Source organism: Pseudoalteromonas sp. CO342X, from assembly GCF_004208915.1.
GTDB classification, from domain to species: domain Bacteria; phylum Pseudomonadota; class Gammaproteobacteria; order Enterobacterales; family Alteromonadaceae; genus Pseudoalteromonas; species Pseudoalteromonas maricaloris.
Window position 1 is genome coordinate 49,741 of record NZ_SGPH01000036.1, and the last position, 14,890, is coordinate 64,630.

The window sequence follows — 14,890 nt, forward strand, 5'->3', positions numbered from 1 at the left end:
CCTAGTTACTCTGCACTTGAGGCGCAGAACAGCTGATATAAACTCTCGAGTAGTACAGCGACTCGGCTATCTTTAACATGATAATAAATCGTCGCCCCCTCACGCCTAGTCGCCACGATTTGTGCCTTTCTCATGCTGGCTAAATGTTGTGATAAGGCAGACTGCGCTAACGGCACCATTTCATTAAGCTGGCTAACACTGAGCTCTTGCTTTTGCAATGCACACAAAATCATCAAGCGATTTTTATTCGCCATAAGCTTTAACAAGGCTTCTGCCTGTTCGGCATTTTGCGCCATTTGCTGCAGTTCCATGTTGACTCCCAAAAAATAAATGCGCTTAAAGTATAGACACAAACATTAGCAATGTCTAATATTAGCAACATCTAATATTAAAGGTGACACTCATTATGACCTTACATCCTCTACTTAGATTAATCGCTGGTGTTATGTTTGCCATTTCTTTACTGCTCACACATTTTGTCAACCCACATTGGGTTTGGTTTAGTGTGTTTATTTGTGTCAATTTAGTGCAGTCTGCTTTTACTAACTGGTGCCCTATGATCGTTATATTGAAGAAACTTGGCATTCAGGAAAGGTGAGTCATAATGAAACCGATAACCCAATAAGGAGCTATATATGCTGATATCTGCCCAAGATGTATTAAAGACAGTAAAGCCTAATCAACGCTGCATTGACGCGGTACAAGCAAAATCAGAGATTGCACAAAACAATGGTCTGGTTATCGACGTGAGAGAGCCGGCTGAACATAGTCAAAAGGCAGCCAACGGCGCGGTAAATATCCCAAGAGGATTGCTAGAGTTTAAGCTTCCAGAGCTGGAAAAAGACGCAGACAGGCCAATTTATTTACACTGTGCTGCTGGTGGCCGTGCTATTTTTGCCGCAGAGCAACTAACACGTATCGGTTACACCAATGTCAGCGTAATTACCTGCAAAGCTGAAGTGGTGTGTGACACTTTATAAAAAAGGAGTGCTGTGCAGCACTCCTTGCACTTTTCTTATGCGCGGTTTGGAATAATTTTTATTTCTACTCGGCGGTTTTGTGCCTTACCTTGCTCTGTATCGTTGCTCGCGATTGGCTGAGACTCACCCATGCCTTCTGCGTATAATCGCGCAGGAAGTACCTGCTGTGATAATAAATACTGCTTTACGCTATTCGCGCGCTGTTCAGACAAAGTCTGATTAAAGCTCGCTGAACCAGTAGAATCTGTATGTCCGACAATCGTTAAGAATGTCTTATCGTACTGCTGCATCACGCGTGCAATGCCTTGAAGTGTATTGTAAAAACCAGAGCTGATTGCTGACTTACCAGTCGCAAAGGTTATGTTTGATGGTAACACTAAGCGCATTTGATCGCCCTCACGAACAACCTCAACACCCGTGCCTGCGAGCTCTTGATTAAAAGCGGCTTCCTGCTTGTCCATATAGTTACCAATCGCGGCACCTGCAATTGCCCCAACCGCAGCACCAATGGCAAGACGCTTATCTTTGTGGTTACCTGTAGCTTTACCTAACACCGCACCGGTTGCAGCACCAATCGCCGCACCTTTACCTGTGTTATTCATTTCACATCCGGACAAAGCAACCACAACGGCTGCACCAATTAACATATTTCTTGCAATCATCTTCCCACCTGAGTTCGTTTCAACTTGATTGTCTATATTGTTGCAATAAACAATTAACTCTGGCTGAAGCCTTGTTGGTTTTTTTAAGGATGAGCAGGGACTAAGTCGCTTATATGCTCAGAAACTGGTGGCAGTTTATATTTTGCAACCACAGCATCAAGCTGCTTTCTCTCAGCCAATTGCTTCATCGTTAAACGAATGGTTTGCGCAAGCTCGGTGCCGCTGAAGCGTTTGCTCATTGCCATATGGCCATAAATCGGCTGAGCGTGGTGATAGGAGACTTTTTTCAACTTTTCAATGGGCTGACCAAGCACTTCCATCGCCACCTCAGCGGTGTCTTCAACTGCGATCACAAGGTCAACACGTCCTTTAAGCAATAAATCAAACGCCACTTGCTCACTAAACACAGGGACTTTATTGAGTTGACGGTCTTCATCAAAGCGAGGGTAAAAAACGCCGCCACGCATCACCGCAATCCGCTTGGTATAAAGATCCGTATATTGTTCCACCCGAATATCGCTGTCTTGCTTAGCATAGAACACAAACGAAGATGTCAGCGCCATGTAGGCGGGTTCGACAAAGTTGATTAACTTTTCTCGTTGAGGCGTACGGATCAAGCCACCCATGACGTCTACCTCACCTTGCGCTATCATCCGCATACAGCGAGAGAAAGGACAGGGAACGGCATTTATTTGATAATCAACACCAGCCTGAGCCTGCACCGTTGCCAATATATCTAAGATTAAACCTTGCACTTCACCATTATCTTCAATAATGCTATACGGTGGCGCGTGATCAACAGCGACATTAATTTGCTGAGCAAAACAAGAGAAGTTCGCCAACAAAAAAAGTAAACATGGCGATAAAAAAGTCATTCGCATAATACTTATCCAACTGAGGCGCACTCGCGCCAAAAGTCATAAATATGTCATATAAAATTGTGAAGATATAAGGTTAACAATATCACAAGGTACACTATGTTTCTGAAAATATTTTACCAGTTTTTGTTATTAGGATGTACGAGCTTTGGAGGACCTGCAGCCCACCTTGGGTTCTTTAAAAAACACTTTGTCGATAACTTAAAATGGCTGAGTAACGAGCGCTATGCCAGTATGATCAGCCTGTCACAAATACTGCCAGGGCCGGGGTCCAGTCAAGTCGGATTCGCGATTGGTTTAGAAAAAGCTGGAATACTAGGAGGGATCGCCGCCTTCTTAGGGTTTACGCTACCGTCTTTTTTGCTCATGATCATGTTGGCATTAACCGCTGAGCAGCTTTCGGGCACTGCGTTGAATGTCATCGATGGGTTGAAATTGTTTGCTGTTGTCATCGTTGCCGATGCGGTACTGAGTATGGCGAAAAGCTTTTGTAAAACCACAGCACTCAAATTCGTCGCATTTTTCGCCACATTCACGCTGTTGATGCTGCCGAACTTAAGCGCACAATTGGGTGTGCTTATGGTGCTTGTCGTTGCTGGTTACTTTTACTCATTTAGCAATGCGCCAACTAAACCGAGTCAATCAAAAAGCCAAATCAACTGGTCTGTATTTGCGCTCTTTATTGGCCTATTTGCGTTAACCTTTGCCGCGCTACCAAATCAACTATTTGCCGAGTTTTATCAGGCAGGTGCTTTAGTTTTTGGCGGCGGTCACGTCGTGCTGCCGCTACTACAAACCAGTGTTGAGGGAGTCGCGCAAGAAACCTTCTTAACAGCTTATGCTGCCGCACAAGCCATTCCAGGGCCGATGTTTACCATCGCAAGCTTTTTAGGCGCCGTTGTCGACAATACCCATCCCATTTTGGGCGCAGCGATTGCAACGCTCGCTATTTTCTTGCCGGGCCTACTGTTAATGTGGGCGTTTAACCAACAGTGGCAATCACTTATTGCATTGCCAAGGTTTGCAAGCATCAGCGCGGCCTTAAATGCCGGTGTTGTGGGAATTTTAGCCGCTGCGTTTTATCAACCAATTTGGCTTTCTGCGGTGCATAGTTTGCTCGATATCATCGCGGTGGTATTAGGCTTTGTAGCACTAAAATGGCTAAAGCCCGCGATATGGCAATTGCTTATTGCCTTTATGGTGTTTGGGGTTATCGCTGGAAGTGTGTAGGCCACCTTTCTGTGGCCTTGGTGATTATTCTACAGTTGCGTCAGGTTTACTACCGGCGCGCACTTTCACGCGGTGTGCGCCAAAGTAGTCACTCACACTTTGGTATGGACGTAACCCAAATGCTGGCATTACGCTTAGCATGTAGTCCAAAATATCGGCTTGTAGATGCTCATAAAACACCCAGCGTTTATCGCGACTAAAACAATAAAACTCCAGAGGCAAACCATGCTGCGTGGGGGCAAGCTCCCTGACCATACATAAACAATCTTGATTGATGGCATCATGCTGCTTCAAGTAGGCCTCTGCATAGCGTCTAAATAAGCCTAAATTGGTGATATCGCTTGGTACATCTTCAAGCTTTTCCAGCAGTGGATACTGCTCGGTTAGCAACGCTTGCTTTTGCTCAGGCAACGGCTCAATGCTAGTAAAATCAATATGAATGGCGCGTTTGATGCGACGTCCTGCTGACTCTTGCATGGCACGCCAGTTTTTAAATGAATCAGAGATCAACATATAAGTTGGTATGGTGGTGACGGTGTTATCCCAGTTACGTACCCTAACGGTATTTAAACCCAGATCTATCACCTCGCCGTCTGCACCAAATGCGTCAACTTGGATCCAGTCACCAGTGGTTACCAGTCGATTGGCTGCTATTTGAATACTCGCAACCAATCCCAAAATCGTATCTTTAAATACCAAAATAATGACTGCCGCGATAGCACCAAAACCGGAAAGAATATAAGTCGGTGATTTATCCACCAAGATACTGACCACCAATATAGAACAAACTATAAATATCAGTAGCTTAATTACTTGAATAATCCCTTGGATCGGCACTTCTTTGGCGAATGGAAAGAGGTTATAAACGCCATTACCTAAATTGACTAAACTGCTAAATAAAAACCCAGATGCCACCACCAACATAACGTACACCAGTGTTTCCATCACGATAAACACCCAAGCTGGCGCGACAAATAGGCGCTCGTGGTAGGCGGAAAAGACCAGTAAACACAATACAAAGGCAAAGCGGCCACTAAATTTACTTAACTGAGGGGAAAGGTGACCAATTTTACGCGGTGAAATATGGCGCGCGAGGTTTTCTACATTGGGTAGCACCAAACGGCGGATCACCCAATATAAAAACAATAACCCAACAACCGCGACACCATTGGTGAATAAAGCACTGATCACAGTGCCCTGAGGTAACTCTTTTAACCACGGTTGAACGACATCATGAAGGTGATCAAACTTCATAGCTGTTTTAGCTCCTCATTGAGCGTGTCATTTGGCTCAGTCGAATGCAGCCAATGCGCTTCGAGTTGGCAATCTTTGCGTTGCCAAACTTCATTCATAAAAGATTGAAACTGTACACGATAAGCTTTATCGGCTTGATAGTTACCAAGTGGCACTTTCTCCATCGCGATATAGTCTATTTTTACATCAATTACATCCAAGCGTCCAAGCGTAAATGCACGGCAAATATGCTCGCCCTCTAACTCATAAGCCAAAGTCGCGTTGAGCATGCCGTCAAGTTGCTCAGATAACACTTCTAGTGCAAACGCTACACCACCCGCCTTTGGTTTGAGCAGATGCTTAAACGGACTATTTTGATGCGCATGTTTGGCTTTAGTATGACGAGTACCTTCCACAAAATTAATTACCGTTGTGGGATGATCACGAAAATTGCGACAACTGGCTTTGGTACGCTCTACGTCCATCCCCTTAAGCTTAGGGTTTTTGGCGATCTGCGCTTTACTCGCACGTTTCATAAATGGCATGCCCATCGCCCACGCACCAGTACCAATGAAAGGCACGTATTTTAATTCATCTTTTAGGAAAAATTTAGGTGCAGGTAGTACCTCCATGGCACTAAGCACAACGATATCAAGCCAGCTAAGATGATTGGAAATTAACAAATACCACCCTTGAGCGTGTAATTCTTTTGGCAAGCTCACTTGTATTTTGTCGCACGCGATGCGCAAACCTAGATAGTTTCCTTTACACCACATACCGTAAAAAAAGTGCAGTGCTGTAGAGATAAACTTAACTGGCACAAGCAGTTTTATGATGCCAAACAATAGCACCAATAAACCACATACAAAGGTATTCACCAGCAGCCACACACTGGCCGATAGCCCGAGAAACCACTTAGGTAGTATTTGTTTTAACATCACAACATCCTTCTACTACTTTTTATCGGCAAGCTCCACAAGTTGTGCGTCTTTGGCTTGCCACAAGGCGTTTAGTTCGGATTGGAAACGCACTCTAAATTCGGGATCATTCGTGTAGTCGCCGACCAAGTTTGCACTGACCGGCATTACTTCCACCTGAACATCTACTGACTTCACTTTACCAGCGATAAAGTCTGCAAAAGTTGGTACACCACCGGGATAATGAATGGTGACATTCACCACTTTGCTGATTTGCTCACCCATGGCCTGCATCACAAATGCGATGCCTCCCGCTTTTGGTTTAAGCAGGTGTGTGAATGGGCTTTTCTGCTTACTATGCTTGGATTCGGTGTAACGCGTACCCTCAACGAAGTTTACAATACTCACTGGCATTGTTTTAAACTTTTCGCATGCTTTTCGCGTCGTTTCTATGTCTTTACCACGCAATTTAGGGTTTTTCTTTAATTGCGACTTGCTGGTTCGCGTCATAAAAGGAAAATCGAGTGCCCACCAAGCAAGACCAAGGACAGGTACGTAAAGCAGCTCTTTTTTCAAAAAGAAATTCAAAAACGGGATTTTGCCATGAAGCACTCGCTGCAACACTAAGATATCCACCCAACTTTGATGATTGGCGATAACCAAGTACCAGTCTTTGCGTTTTAGCTCATCCAACCCGCTAACATTGAGCGTATACGGCGCAATGAGGTTTTGGCTCACTGAATTACACGCGACCCAGTTACTCGCGCACGCTTTAGCAATATAGCTCATGGCTTTTTGCAATGGTGGGATGGGCAATAGCTTAATCAAGCCACAAATAAAGATCGGTATAAACCAAAATATAGTGTTAACGGCATACAGCAAGATGCTGATCACTTTACGAATAAACGACATTCATTCCCTCATCGTGTTTTACGGCAGAGCTGTATCATACCTTGAAAATCACACACAATTAAGCCGACCAGTTGGTCGGCTATAATTTATTCCATTTCACTATTTGAAAATCAATCTTCGAAGTAAGTATAACCTTCAAGTCCAGCGTTTAACTCTTGTAGATACTGAGCTTTAATTGACTCTGGCAACGACAAGGCTGCGACTTGCTGTGCGTAGTTCTCAGATAGCACCGCTTTGTCATAATGAACAAAGCGCAGTACATCTTCAACACTGTCGCCCTTGATTGCATTAGTGAGTTTATAACCCTCATCACAAAGCTCAACGTGTACTGAGTCGGTGTCACCAAATAAGTTATGTAAATCACCCAATATTTCTTGATAGGCTCCCACCAAGAACATCGCAACGTGATATTGCTCTCCCGGCACATACTCAGGAATGGGTAAACTTGACTCAATACCCGCACCCTCAACATAACTGTTGATTTGACCATCAGAATCACAGGTAATGTCCTGAATAATCGCCCTTTGCGTCAACGGTTGATTGAGCTTGTCGATAGGCATCACCGGAAATAGCTGGTCAATACCCCACACATCCGGCAGTGATTGGAACAACGAGAAGTTCACAAACAGTTTATCAGCCAGCTTTTCATTGAGGTCGTCTAATACTTCTCGGTGTGCTCTCGCATTCTCATTTAAGCACTCACGCACTTTATGAAGTGTCGTGAAGTAAAGCTGTTCAAGCTGCGCCCACTCTTGCATGCTGATCAAACCATGCACGTATTGGTCGTGTGCATCGCTGAACAAGTGCATAGCGTCATGATAAGTTTCTAAGGCCATGCGAGGGGTTAATTGTGACAACGAATGCCATAACTCTTGTAATACTAGTGGGCTGGTATCTTGTGGTTGCACCGGCTCGACTTGATTTGGCGCTTTTTCTACGTCGATCACATCCGTGATCAGCATCGCGTGATGGGCAGTTAATGCTCGGCCAGATTCAGTAATAATATCCGGATGCGGAATGCTATTGAGCTCCGCAATATCATGAAAAGCATGCACCACATTTTTAGCGTATTCCGCCACCGTATAATTCATGGAGCATGAACTACGAGAACCTGAGCCTTCATAGTCCACTCCTAGGCCACCGCCAACATCAACGATGCGCAGCGGAACACCTAGTTGGTATAGCTCAGCATAGTGACGCGCACACTCTTTAAGCGCACGTTGGATATCACGAATATTGGCAACTTGCGAGCCGATATGGAAGTGTACCAACTGCATTAAGTGCAACCGATTATGCGACTTAAGTAGCTCAACCGCTTGCAGCACTTGGCTAGCAGTAAGACCAAACTTGCCTTTTTCACCACCGGTATTTTGCCACTTGCCCTTACCAACTGAATTAAGACGAATACGAATACCAATCGACGGTTCAATGCCTAAATCGTCGATTTCCTGTAATAAGGTATCCAGTTCAGAGAGCTTTTCAACGACTATGTTTACTTGATGGCCCATCGCTTGACCAATACAAGCTAAACGCAAGAACTCACTGTCTTTGTAACCGTTACAGACAATGGTAATAGGTTGGTGTGCCACCCCCAAAATTGCCATCAACTCAGGCTTAGAACCGGCTTCAAGGCCAACAAGACCGCTTGGATGAGCCAATAACTTGCTGACAACCGAGCGCTGCTGATTCACTTTTATTGGGTAAACACAAGTGTACTGGCCTTGGTAATCACGTTGAGCTCGTGCAGCAGTAAATGCTTGAGTCAAGGTATCGACACGATGTTTTAAAATGTCGGTAAAACGCACCAAAACCGGCAAAGTTAGCCCCTGCGCTTTAAATTGCTCAGTTAACTCTGGAAGAAGAATTGGTGGCTTAGTGCGATCACCATCAGGAAACGCCACTAACTGGCCCTGTTCATTGATATCAAAATAGCCGTCACTCCAGTGAGTAACGTTATAGATAGAACGTGCTGTTTGCAGACCCCAAGTCATTGCTGCTCTCAATTAATTCTTTATAAAGCTTCATTCTAATACGCGAGGCTAGTCAATGCGACCTAAAGTTGCGCTTTCATTAGCTTACAAACCTGATAAATAGCCCATGCTTGATTAGGACTAATATGAGGCAAAGTACAAAATGTTGACTAAAATTGATTGAGCAAAGGCGCAAGCACTGGCAAAATTGCCTTAATTTTTATCAAGTGTGAACACAATCATGGCAAACTTAGAAGCAAACCGTTGGTTTACAGAAATTAGCGACCGCGATGGCAGCGCTTTTTCACTTAGAGTCAACAAAAAATTAGACGAAATCCAATCACCATTTCAAAAAGTAGAAATGTTTGAAACGACGGATTTTGGTAACCTGATGATCATTGACGGTTGCACTATGGTGAGCACGCGTGAAAACTTTTTCTATCACGAAATGATGAGTCACCCGGCGCTATTCTCGCACCCTGCACCTAAAAATGTTGTGATCATTGGCGGCGGCGACTGTGGCACATTGCGTGAAGTATTAAAGCACCCTGGCGTTGAAAAAGTAACTCAGATTGATATCGACGAAGTTGTGACGCAAATGTCTTTGAAATACTTCCCTGAGCTTTGTGAGTCTAATAACGATCCTCGCGCAACTGTGATGTTTGATGATGGCATCAAATATATGCGTGAAGCCGAAGCAGAGTCTATCGACGTTATCATCGTTGATGGCACCGATCCTGTTGGCCCTGGTGAAGGTTTATTCAACCACGCATTCTACAAGAGCTGCTTAGCAGCGCTTCGCACTGGTGGTATCATGATCCAGCAAAGTGAATCACCTCTGATGCACATGCCGTTGCTACTAGAAATGCGCGATGCAATGTTGGAAGTGGGCTTTGTTGATCTGCAAACCCTGCCTTTCCCACAGCCAATCTACCCAAGCGGTCTGTGGTCAGCAACAATGGCGCGTAAAGATCAAAAGTTTGCCGGATTCCGCGAGCAAGACGTTGATAACGCAACATTTGACACTGAGTACTACAACACAGGTATTCATAAAGGTGCATTAGCAACACCTAACTTTATGAAGCGTGCTTTCGAAAAGTAGGCCGAATCAAAATATAAACTTAATTGTTAAAGTGTGGTAGCTCATACCTGACTCTACAGCCTTGATGACTAGGTTAATATTTCACCTACCCTGAAGTTATGAGCGAACAACAGACGTTCGCTCTAGCTCGTTTTTGGACAAAAACCTTTTGTGTCCTTGGTTTAACGGCTTTGTTAGCTGTACTTTACTAGCACTTCTCTAGTAAACCGATAAAAACAAACTGCCGCTAATAGCGTAAAAATCGAGGGTATAAGAAATACAAACACCTCAATTAATCCAAGCTCTTCAGAACTATCTACAATTGAACTAGCTACAAATGAAGAAAAAATTGTAGCAACAATAGAGGTTTTAACTCCTTTGGCATGCTTACTTTTTGTAACTTTATCAAGCTTAACAAATGCGAAAAGTACTATGAAAAGAGATATTAGATAAGTAAGAGTATCTACTATCATCACAGCGAACTCAGCCAGTGACATCCCATACATATTCTTGATAATTTCTCCGAACATTTCCACTACTCAGGTTTTCCTTGTACTGCTATCGCCCGCGCAATAAGCGCGAGCTAGCGAGCGTCCTGATTGACGCGTTTGTTAGCTTGTGTTGCACGAATAAAATCAAGATCACTAGTGATAACTCCAATACCCGATGCGACAACGTCATCGTAGGATTGGGTGATCGATTCATGTCGAGACCATAGATAAACATCCGAACCATGGCTCTGTAATCTTGATGCTAGGCGTTCAGGATAGCCCCAAAAATACTTTGTCATCGAGGGAGGTATAAAAAGAATGGTGTTCCTACAGGAGTCAGGAACTAATCCCGCCCATCCAACTAAAAGATAATCTATTCCGCAACTCTTTACACTACCAACACTTGCTAACCGTAAAGATGAATCCTTGTTTCGAAACCACTCCATACCTTTTGAAGAGGTAATTACAATATGGTTAGATTTTTTTCCAGATAGATACTCATATAGAGTTTCGAATGAACGTATGTCGTTATCCTTTAGGTTTAACCAAAACTCATGCTTTGGATACCGTTTATAAAACGCCTCTAACTTAGAAATCCCAAAACCTTTTCCTCGAAATGGGAAGGTCGCACCATCATCAAACGTATATCCATATCCTGCATCAATACCTTTCAATTGCTCAAATGATGCTTTATGTACCGGCCCAGACCCGTTTGTAGCACAATCTAACGTCCAGTCATGAAAAACAACCAGTTGATCATCACGAGTTCTATGAACATTTAGATGAATTACGTTCGCTCCGGCTGCAACGGAAGAAGCCACAGCTTCTAGTGTGTTCTCAACAGAATTGATGTTTGATGCTTTTATTGAAAGGGCGGTACAGCCAGTTTTCTTTAGTTTTTCATAATTAACCGCGCTTCCGCCTCCTCGATAGGCCACGATCTCGCCATGTCGCTGTAGGTCAGGAACGAACACATAAGCGTTAACAACTCCTAGTGTGATTATGCAAGATAGTGCGATCAAAAACGTCTTAACTATTTTTATAAACATTTATTACCTGAATCCTTGATAGATGCTCGATAAAAGCTAACGCTTTGCTTACCGGAAAATTAGGAGCGCAGCGAGTAACTTTTCCGAGTGCAGCAACTTGTTATATTCCTATTCTACTGCGCTTAAAAAGTTGGGATATGCGGAATAATCATATTCGTCACCCAGTAGTTTATCAGAGGCGTCTTTTACTCTTTTATTGATATATTTATTGAAGCTTCGCCCATAAATCTGGCTATTACTATTGATTCTTCCAATTAGATCAACCATTTCGGTTTCTTTGTATTTTTTAAGAACGGGTGAAATAAATTTATTATAGCGAGCCTCTGCTGAGTCAAAGCTTCCACTTTCTCCGTAATAAGCATTTCTTAATATTCTTACTCTAGATTTCCATTCAGGAGAATCAGAAAGCGTAAATAAATGCACTAAATCTGATTTTAATATACTACCCCCATCATCAAGCAAATAAGTAAGAAGTTCATCATGAAAATCAGCTAAGCTATCGTATTGAAAGTTTGAATAATAAAAATCTCTCTCTTTTTTTCCAACAATATCATCAACAATTATCGTGGCACTTTTGTTTAGCTTCTTATATATCTCAGGATTTCGAGAAAGCAGCTTAATTAAGGCCGAAACAGTCTTTCTTTCCTTTGATATATCAGAGAAGTAATCAATTTCTTTGCCGATCATCTCAAGCGCTTGGGAAGAGTGTTTTTTATATAGGTAGCTTAAAGTTAGGAAGTTTATGTTTCTATTGCTTGAAGCTCGCTCATTCTCCATTTTAAAAACAAACCTCCATAAAGACCTAAACACCTCCATTTCAACTTTTGATGTCATTTTTGAAAAAAATCGACTTTCTAGGTAATGTTTAAGCTTACTTTTATCACCTTCCAAGTACTCTTTGGATGCTTCCAAATCCTCAACTAAATTACCGACAATATCTTTAGAGAAAAAAGGAGGTTTTGACAAAACACCATCTACAGAATTTACTATTAATGATCTCACTGTTTCTCTATTTGGTCTATGCAGCTCCAAGTTTGAGTCTAATACTGGGTGCGCAGATAGGTTTCTCTGCTGATATAAGTATTCCAAAAAACAAACGTTATCAGAGCTTAATAAGTTTGTTCGTTTTGCTACTTCTTCAACAAGCTTCAACTCCCACTTTGAACTTTTTCTGTCTTTTGATTGAATATCTATCATTTCTTTTAGGATGGCTTTTGCTGACTCATCTTCATGTAAGTCTACTAAGTCAGTAAGTTTGAAAACCAGATCAATAACAGTTACCGACCAAAGCATTACAGTAGCGGAGCGGAAGCTCTTATTATTATACGAACTAACTATCTCTTCAAAATAGTCCATTGTTTTATGGTTATAAATTTTTTCACTTAAAGCCTCTAATGAAAATTCGTTCAAGCTAAACTCCACTATTTAAATACAGTGGGTAAATTGCTGACACCCACCACTAATTTGGGTAAATTGATGGTAAATTGCTGACACCACCACTAATTTGCACCTTCCTAAGATACCGCCTAAGCTTTAATTCTGCACTCAAAGGATTGAGGAAACTAAACTATGGCAACTGCCCGTAAAAGACAAATCAGTTTAACCGACACCAAATACTACCACTGTATCTCCCGTTGCGTAAGGCGTGCATTTTTGTGCGGTGAAGATAAATTTACTGGCAAATCATACGAACACCGCCGGGATTGGGTTGAAGAAGAGCTATTGATGTTGGGGTCTGTGTTTTGTATTGAGGGTAAATTGCTGACACCCACCACTAATTTGCACCTTCCTAAGATACCGCCTACGCTTTAATTCTGCACTCAAAGGATTGAGGAAACTAAACTATGGCAACTGCCCGTAAAAGACAAATCAGTTTAACCGACACCAAATACTATCACTGTATCTCCCGTTGCGTAAGGCGCGCCTTTCTCTGCGGTGAAGATAAATTTACTGGAAAATCATATGAACACCGCCGTGATTGGGTTGAAGAAAAGCTCCTGATGTTGGCTTCCGTGTTTTGTATTGATGTCTGTGCTTATGCCGTGATGAGTAATCACACTCATATTGTTTTATATGTTGATGATAAAAAGGTTAAGCGCCTGTCGGATAACGCAGTTGTGATACGGTGGCACAAATTATTTAAAGGCAATTTGATAAGCTGTAAATTTGTTGAAGGTGAGGCTCTCAGTAAGTCGGAGCAATTGATGCTAGATGAGCTGGTTGATAAGTACAGGGGAAGACTCGCAGATATTAGTTGGTTTATGCGAGCGCTTAACGAAGACATCGCCCGCCGAGCAAATAAAGAAGATAATTGTACAGGCCGGTTTTGGGAAGGACGATTTAAATCCCAAGCATTACTGGATGAGGCGGCATTGGCTGCGTGTTTAGCATATGTAGACTTAAATCCCATTAGAGCTAAAATCGCCGCAACACCTGAGACCTCAGACTACACCAGTATCAAAAAACGCATAGACCATGCAAAGTTGGGCAAGCAACCAAAAAGTCTCCTACGCTTTGCTGGCTGCCCACGAAAACACATGCCTAAAGGCCTGCCTTTTGAACTCAAATCCTATCTCGAATTGGTTGATCTCACGGGCAAATGCATTCGCGCCGACAAACGAGGTCATATCTTTGAGTCACAACCCATACTCACTCGACTAAATATAGAGCCGGAGAACTGGATAAAACTCACTACGCAGTTTTCACGGGTATTCCACGGTGCAGTTGGACGAGAGCGGACAATAACCGCTTACTGCGAAACACTGCAAAAACGACGACGGACGAACCTAACAAACTGCGAGCGCTTGTTGGCTTAGTAAAGCGAACACTATCAACTCGAAAATCTATAACTGTTGTATTTACAGCGCTTTGTCGTGCGCGATAACCCCGTTTTTGTGTAGGAATACGCTTGGGCGCTAAAAATTGGCCTATCGAAAAACGTTTTTGTACCCAGTGATTTAAGTATTTTGATACTTTTTAACCTAAGTTTGTCTAGCGTTAATGCAAATAGTGGGTGTCATTGATTCGCTTTGCTTAGTGGGTGTCATCGATTCGCTTTGCTATCGATTCGCTTTGTAGCAAAACTCACATTCTCAATTCTAGAATTTCTTACTGTTGTATTTGCAGCGCGTTGTCGTGCGCGATAACCCAGTTTTAGTGTAGAGATACGCTTGAGCGCTAAAAAATAACCTATCGATAAACGTTTTTGACCAAAATTATTGGAGTGTTTACATGCTTTTTTACTTCACTTCCTCAGCTTTGATGTTAATAGTGATGGGTGTCGCTTATTTTCTTGCTTATTTTTTCTTATTTTCCTAGCTTATTTTCCTTATTTTCGCTTTCGGGGCAGCACACATTGCTTTGCTCAACAGGGTATGCTTAAACATAGTCAGGCAACATCAAGGTAAAAAAGACAGTTTAGCAGCGAAACGAAGAAGAGCAGCTTGGAACGGTGATTTTAGGAGGGAGTTACTTTTTGGTTAAGCTG

The 14,890-nt window shown here is 42.8% G+C and carries 15 protein-coding genes and 2 pseudogenes; 7 read left to right on the forward strand and 10 right to left on the reverse strand.

Going from position 1 to position 14,890, the window contains the following annotated elements:
* Nucleotides 1-5 precede the first annotated feature (5 nt).
* Nucleotides 6-311 carry a helix-turn-helix transcriptional regulator gene (locus EXT47_RS16975; RefSeq protein ID WP_039493463.1) on the reverse strand — a complete coding sequence of 102 codons (306 nt, stop codon included), beginning with the start codon at nucleotides 309-311 and terminating at the stop codon, nucleotides 6-8.
* A 95-nt stretch (nucleotides 312-406) separates the two neighbouring features.
* Here EXT47_RS16975 and EXT47_RS16980 point away from each other — a divergent pair, with 95 nt between their 5' ends.
* Nucleotides 407-598: a DUF2892 domain-containing protein gene (locus EXT47_RS16980; RefSeq protein WP_045987806.1), complete on the forward strand. Its 192-nt coding sequence runs from the start codon at nucleotides 407-409 to the stop codon at nucleotides 596-598.
* Nucleotides 599-635: 37 nt separating this feature from the next.
* The gene (locus EXT47_RS16985; RefSeq protein WP_010378206.1) at nucleotides 636-980 is read left to right on the forward strand and encodes a rhodanese-like domain-containing protein; all 345 of its coding nucleotides are present in this window, start codon (nucleotides 636-638) and stop codon (nucleotides 978-980) included.
* A 35-nt stretch (nucleotides 981-1,015) separates the two neighbouring features.
* On the opposite strand, the gene EXT47_RS16990 is transcribed toward EXT47_RS16985, so the two are convergent.
* Together EXT47_RS16990 and EXT47_RS16995 are read right to left on the reverse strand one after the other, a co-directional pair.
* Nucleotides 1,016-1,642 carry an OmpA family protein gene (locus EXT47_RS16990; RefSeq protein WP_130127123.1) on the reverse strand — a complete coding sequence of 209 codons (627 nt, stop codon included), beginning with the start codon at nucleotides 1,640-1,642 and terminating at the stop codon, nucleotides 1,016-1,018.
* A gap of 83 nt (nucleotides 1,643-1,725) precedes the next feature.
* Nucleotides 1,726-2,517 carry an ABC transporter substrate-binding protein gene (locus EXT47_RS16995; protein WP_240701625.1) on the reverse strand — a complete coding sequence of 264 codons (792 nt, stop codon included), beginning with the start codon at nucleotides 2,515-2,517 and terminating at the stop codon, nucleotides 1,726-1,728.
* A gap of 102 nt (nucleotides 2,518-2,619) precedes the next feature.
* On the opposite strand from EXT47_RS16995, the gene chrA reads away from it, so the two are divergent.
* Nucleotides 2,620-3,750, forward strand: coding sequence for a chromate efflux transporter (gene chrA / locus EXT47_RS17000; protein ID WP_130127124.1), 1,131 nt, complete (start codon nucleotides 2,620-2,622; stop codon nucleotides 3,748-3,750).
* A 24-nt stretch (nucleotides 3,751-3,774) separates the two neighbouring features.
* Here chrA and EXT47_RS17005 read toward each other — a convergent pair whose 3' ends face one another.
* The 4 genes from EXT47_RS17005 to speA form a co-directional block, all read right to left on the reverse strand.
* Nucleotides 3,775-5,004 carry a mechanosensitive ion channel family protein gene (locus EXT47_RS17005; RefSeq protein WP_130127125.1) on the reverse strand — a complete coding sequence of 410 codons (1,230 nt, stop codon included), beginning with the start codon at nucleotides 5,002-5,004 and terminating at the stop codon, nucleotides 3,775-3,777.
* Entirely contained in the window at nucleotides 5,001-5,921 is a 921-nt protein-coding gene (locus tag EXT47_RS17010) for an acetyltransferase (RefSeq protein ID WP_130127126.1), read from the reverse strand. The genes EXT47_RS17005 and EXT47_RS17010 overlap by 4 nt, the downstream gene beginning before the upstream one ends.
* 15 nt (nucleotides 5,922-5,936) lie before the next feature.
* Nucleotides 5,937-6,812: an acyltransferase gene (locus EXT47_RS17015; RefSeq protein WP_010378193.1), complete on the reverse strand. Its 876-nt coding sequence runs from the start codon at nucleotides 6,810-6,812 to the stop codon at nucleotides 5,937-5,939.
* Nucleotides 6,813-6,922: 110 nt separating this feature from the next.
* Entirely contained in the window at nucleotides 6,923-8,803 is a 1,881-nt protein-coding gene (gene speA, locus EXT47_RS17020; protein ID WP_130127127.1) for a biosynthetic arginine decarboxylase, read from the reverse strand.
* Between the two features lie 220 nt (nucleotides 8,804-9,023).
* On the opposite strand from speA, the gene speE reads away from it, so the two are divergent.
* Nucleotides 9,024-9,884 (forward strand): polyamine aminopropyltransferase, encoded by an 861-nt coding sequence (gene speE, locus EXT47_RS17025; RefSeq protein ID WP_010378188.1) that lies wholly within the window; start codon nucleotides 9,024-9,026, stop codon nucleotides 9,882-9,884.
* 173 nt (nucleotides 9,885-10,057) lie between these two features.
* Here speE and EXT47_RS17030 read toward each other — a convergent pair whose 3' ends face one another.
* The 3 genes from EXT47_RS17030 to EXT47_RS17040 form a co-directional block, all read right to left on the reverse strand.
* Complete coding sequence (locus tag EXT47_RS17030) at nucleotides 10,058-10,393, reverse strand: hypothetical protein (protein ID WP_130127195.1); 336 nt, start codon at nucleotides 10,391-10,393, stop codon at nucleotides 10,058-10,060.
* A gap of 53 nt (nucleotides 10,394-10,446) precedes the next feature.
* The gene (locus tag EXT47_RS17035; protein ID WP_130127128.1) at nucleotides 10,447-11,403 is read right to left on the reverse strand and encodes a glycerophosphodiester phosphodiesterase family protein; all 957 of its coding nucleotides are present in this window, start codon (nucleotides 11,401-11,403) and stop codon (nucleotides 10,447-10,449) included.
* A 108-nt stretch (nucleotides 11,404-11,511) separates the two neighbouring features.
* The gene (locus EXT47_RS17040) at nucleotides 11,512-12,813 is read right to left on the reverse strand and encodes a hypothetical protein (RefSeq protein WP_130127129.1); all 1,302 of its coding nucleotides are present in this window, start codon (nucleotides 12,811-12,813) and stop codon (nucleotides 11,512-11,514) included.
* A gap of 159 nt (nucleotides 12,814-12,972) precedes the next feature.
* On the opposite strand from EXT47_RS17040, the pseudogene EXT47_RS17045 reads away from it, so the two are divergent.
* From EXT47_RS17045 to EXT47_RS24075, 3 genes and pseudogenes are all read left to right on the forward strand, one after another.
* Nucleotides 12,973-13,155 (forward strand): annotated as a pseudogene (locus EXT47_RS17045) (transposase); the annotation flags it as partial.
* 92 nt (nucleotides 13,156-13,247) lie between these two features.
* Nucleotides 13,248-14,219, forward strand: coding sequence for a transposase (locus tag EXT47_RS17050; protein WP_130127131.1), 972 nt, complete (start codon nucleotides 13,248-13,250; stop codon nucleotides 14,217-14,219).
* A 526-nt stretch (nucleotides 14,220-14,745) separates the two neighbouring features.
* Nucleotides 14,746-14,886, forward strand: a pseudogene (locus EXT47_RS24075) (ISAs1 family transposase); the annotation flags it as partial.
* Nucleotides 14,887-14,890: the final 4 nt, after the last annotated feature.

Excerpts from the sequence above, each read along its gene's own strand:
- speE (WP_010378188.1), top strand. The coding sequence starts at position 9,024 with ATGGCAAACTTAGAAGCAAACCGTTGGTTTACAGAAATTAGCGACCGC.
- EXT47_RS16980 (WP_045987806.1), top strand. The coding sequence starts at position 407 with ATGACCTTACATCCTCTACTTAGATTAATCGCTGGTGTTATGTTTGCC.
- chrA (WP_130127124.1), top strand. The coding sequence starts at position 2,620 with ATGTTTCTGAAAATATTTTACCAGTTTTTGTTATTAGGATGTACGAGC.
- speA (WP_130127127.1), bottom strand. The coding sequence starts at position 8,803 with ATGACTTGGGGTCTGCAAACAGCACGTTCTATCTATAACGTTACTCAC.
- EXT47_RS17015 (WP_010378193.1), bottom strand. The coding sequence starts at position 6,812 with ATGTCGTTTATTCGTAAAGTGATCAGCATCTTGCTGTATGCCGTTAAC.
- EXT47_RS16975 (WP_039493463.1), bottom strand. The coding sequence starts at position 311 with ATGGAACTGCAGCAAATGGCGCAAAATGCCGAACAGGCAGAAGCCTTG.
- EXT47_RS17030 (WP_130127195.1), bottom strand. The coding sequence starts at position 10,393 with ATGTTCGGAGAAATTATCAAGAATATGTATGGGATGTCACTGGCTGAG.
- EXT47_RS17005 (WP_130127125.1), bottom strand. The coding sequence starts at position 5,004 with ATGAAGTTTGATCACCTTCATGATGTCGTTCAACCGTGGTTAAAAGAG.
- EXT47_RS16985 (WP_010378206.1), top strand. The coding sequence starts at position 636 with ATGCTGATATCTGCCCAAGATGTATTAAAGACAGTAAAGCCTAATCAA.
- EXT47_RS16995 (WP_240701625.1), bottom strand. The coding sequence starts at position 2,517 with ATGACTTTTTTATCGCCATGTTTACTTTTTTTGTTGGCGAACTTCTCT.
- EXT47_RS16990 (WP_130127123.1), bottom strand. The coding sequence starts at position 1,642 with ATGATTGCAAGAAATATGTTAATTGGTGCAGCCGTTGTGGTTGCTTTG.
- EXT47_RS17010 (WP_130127126.1), bottom strand. The coding sequence starts at position 5,921 with ATGTTAAAACAAATACTACCTAAGTGGTTTCTCGGGCTATCGGCCAGT.
- EXT47_RS17050 (WP_130127131.1), top strand. The coding sequence starts at position 13,248 with ATGGCAACTGCCCGTAAAAGACAAATCAGTTTAACCGACACCAAATAC.
- EXT47_RS17035 (WP_130127128.1), bottom strand. The coding sequence starts at position 11,403 with ATGTTTATAAAAATAGTTAAGACGTTTTTGATCGCACTATCTTGCATA.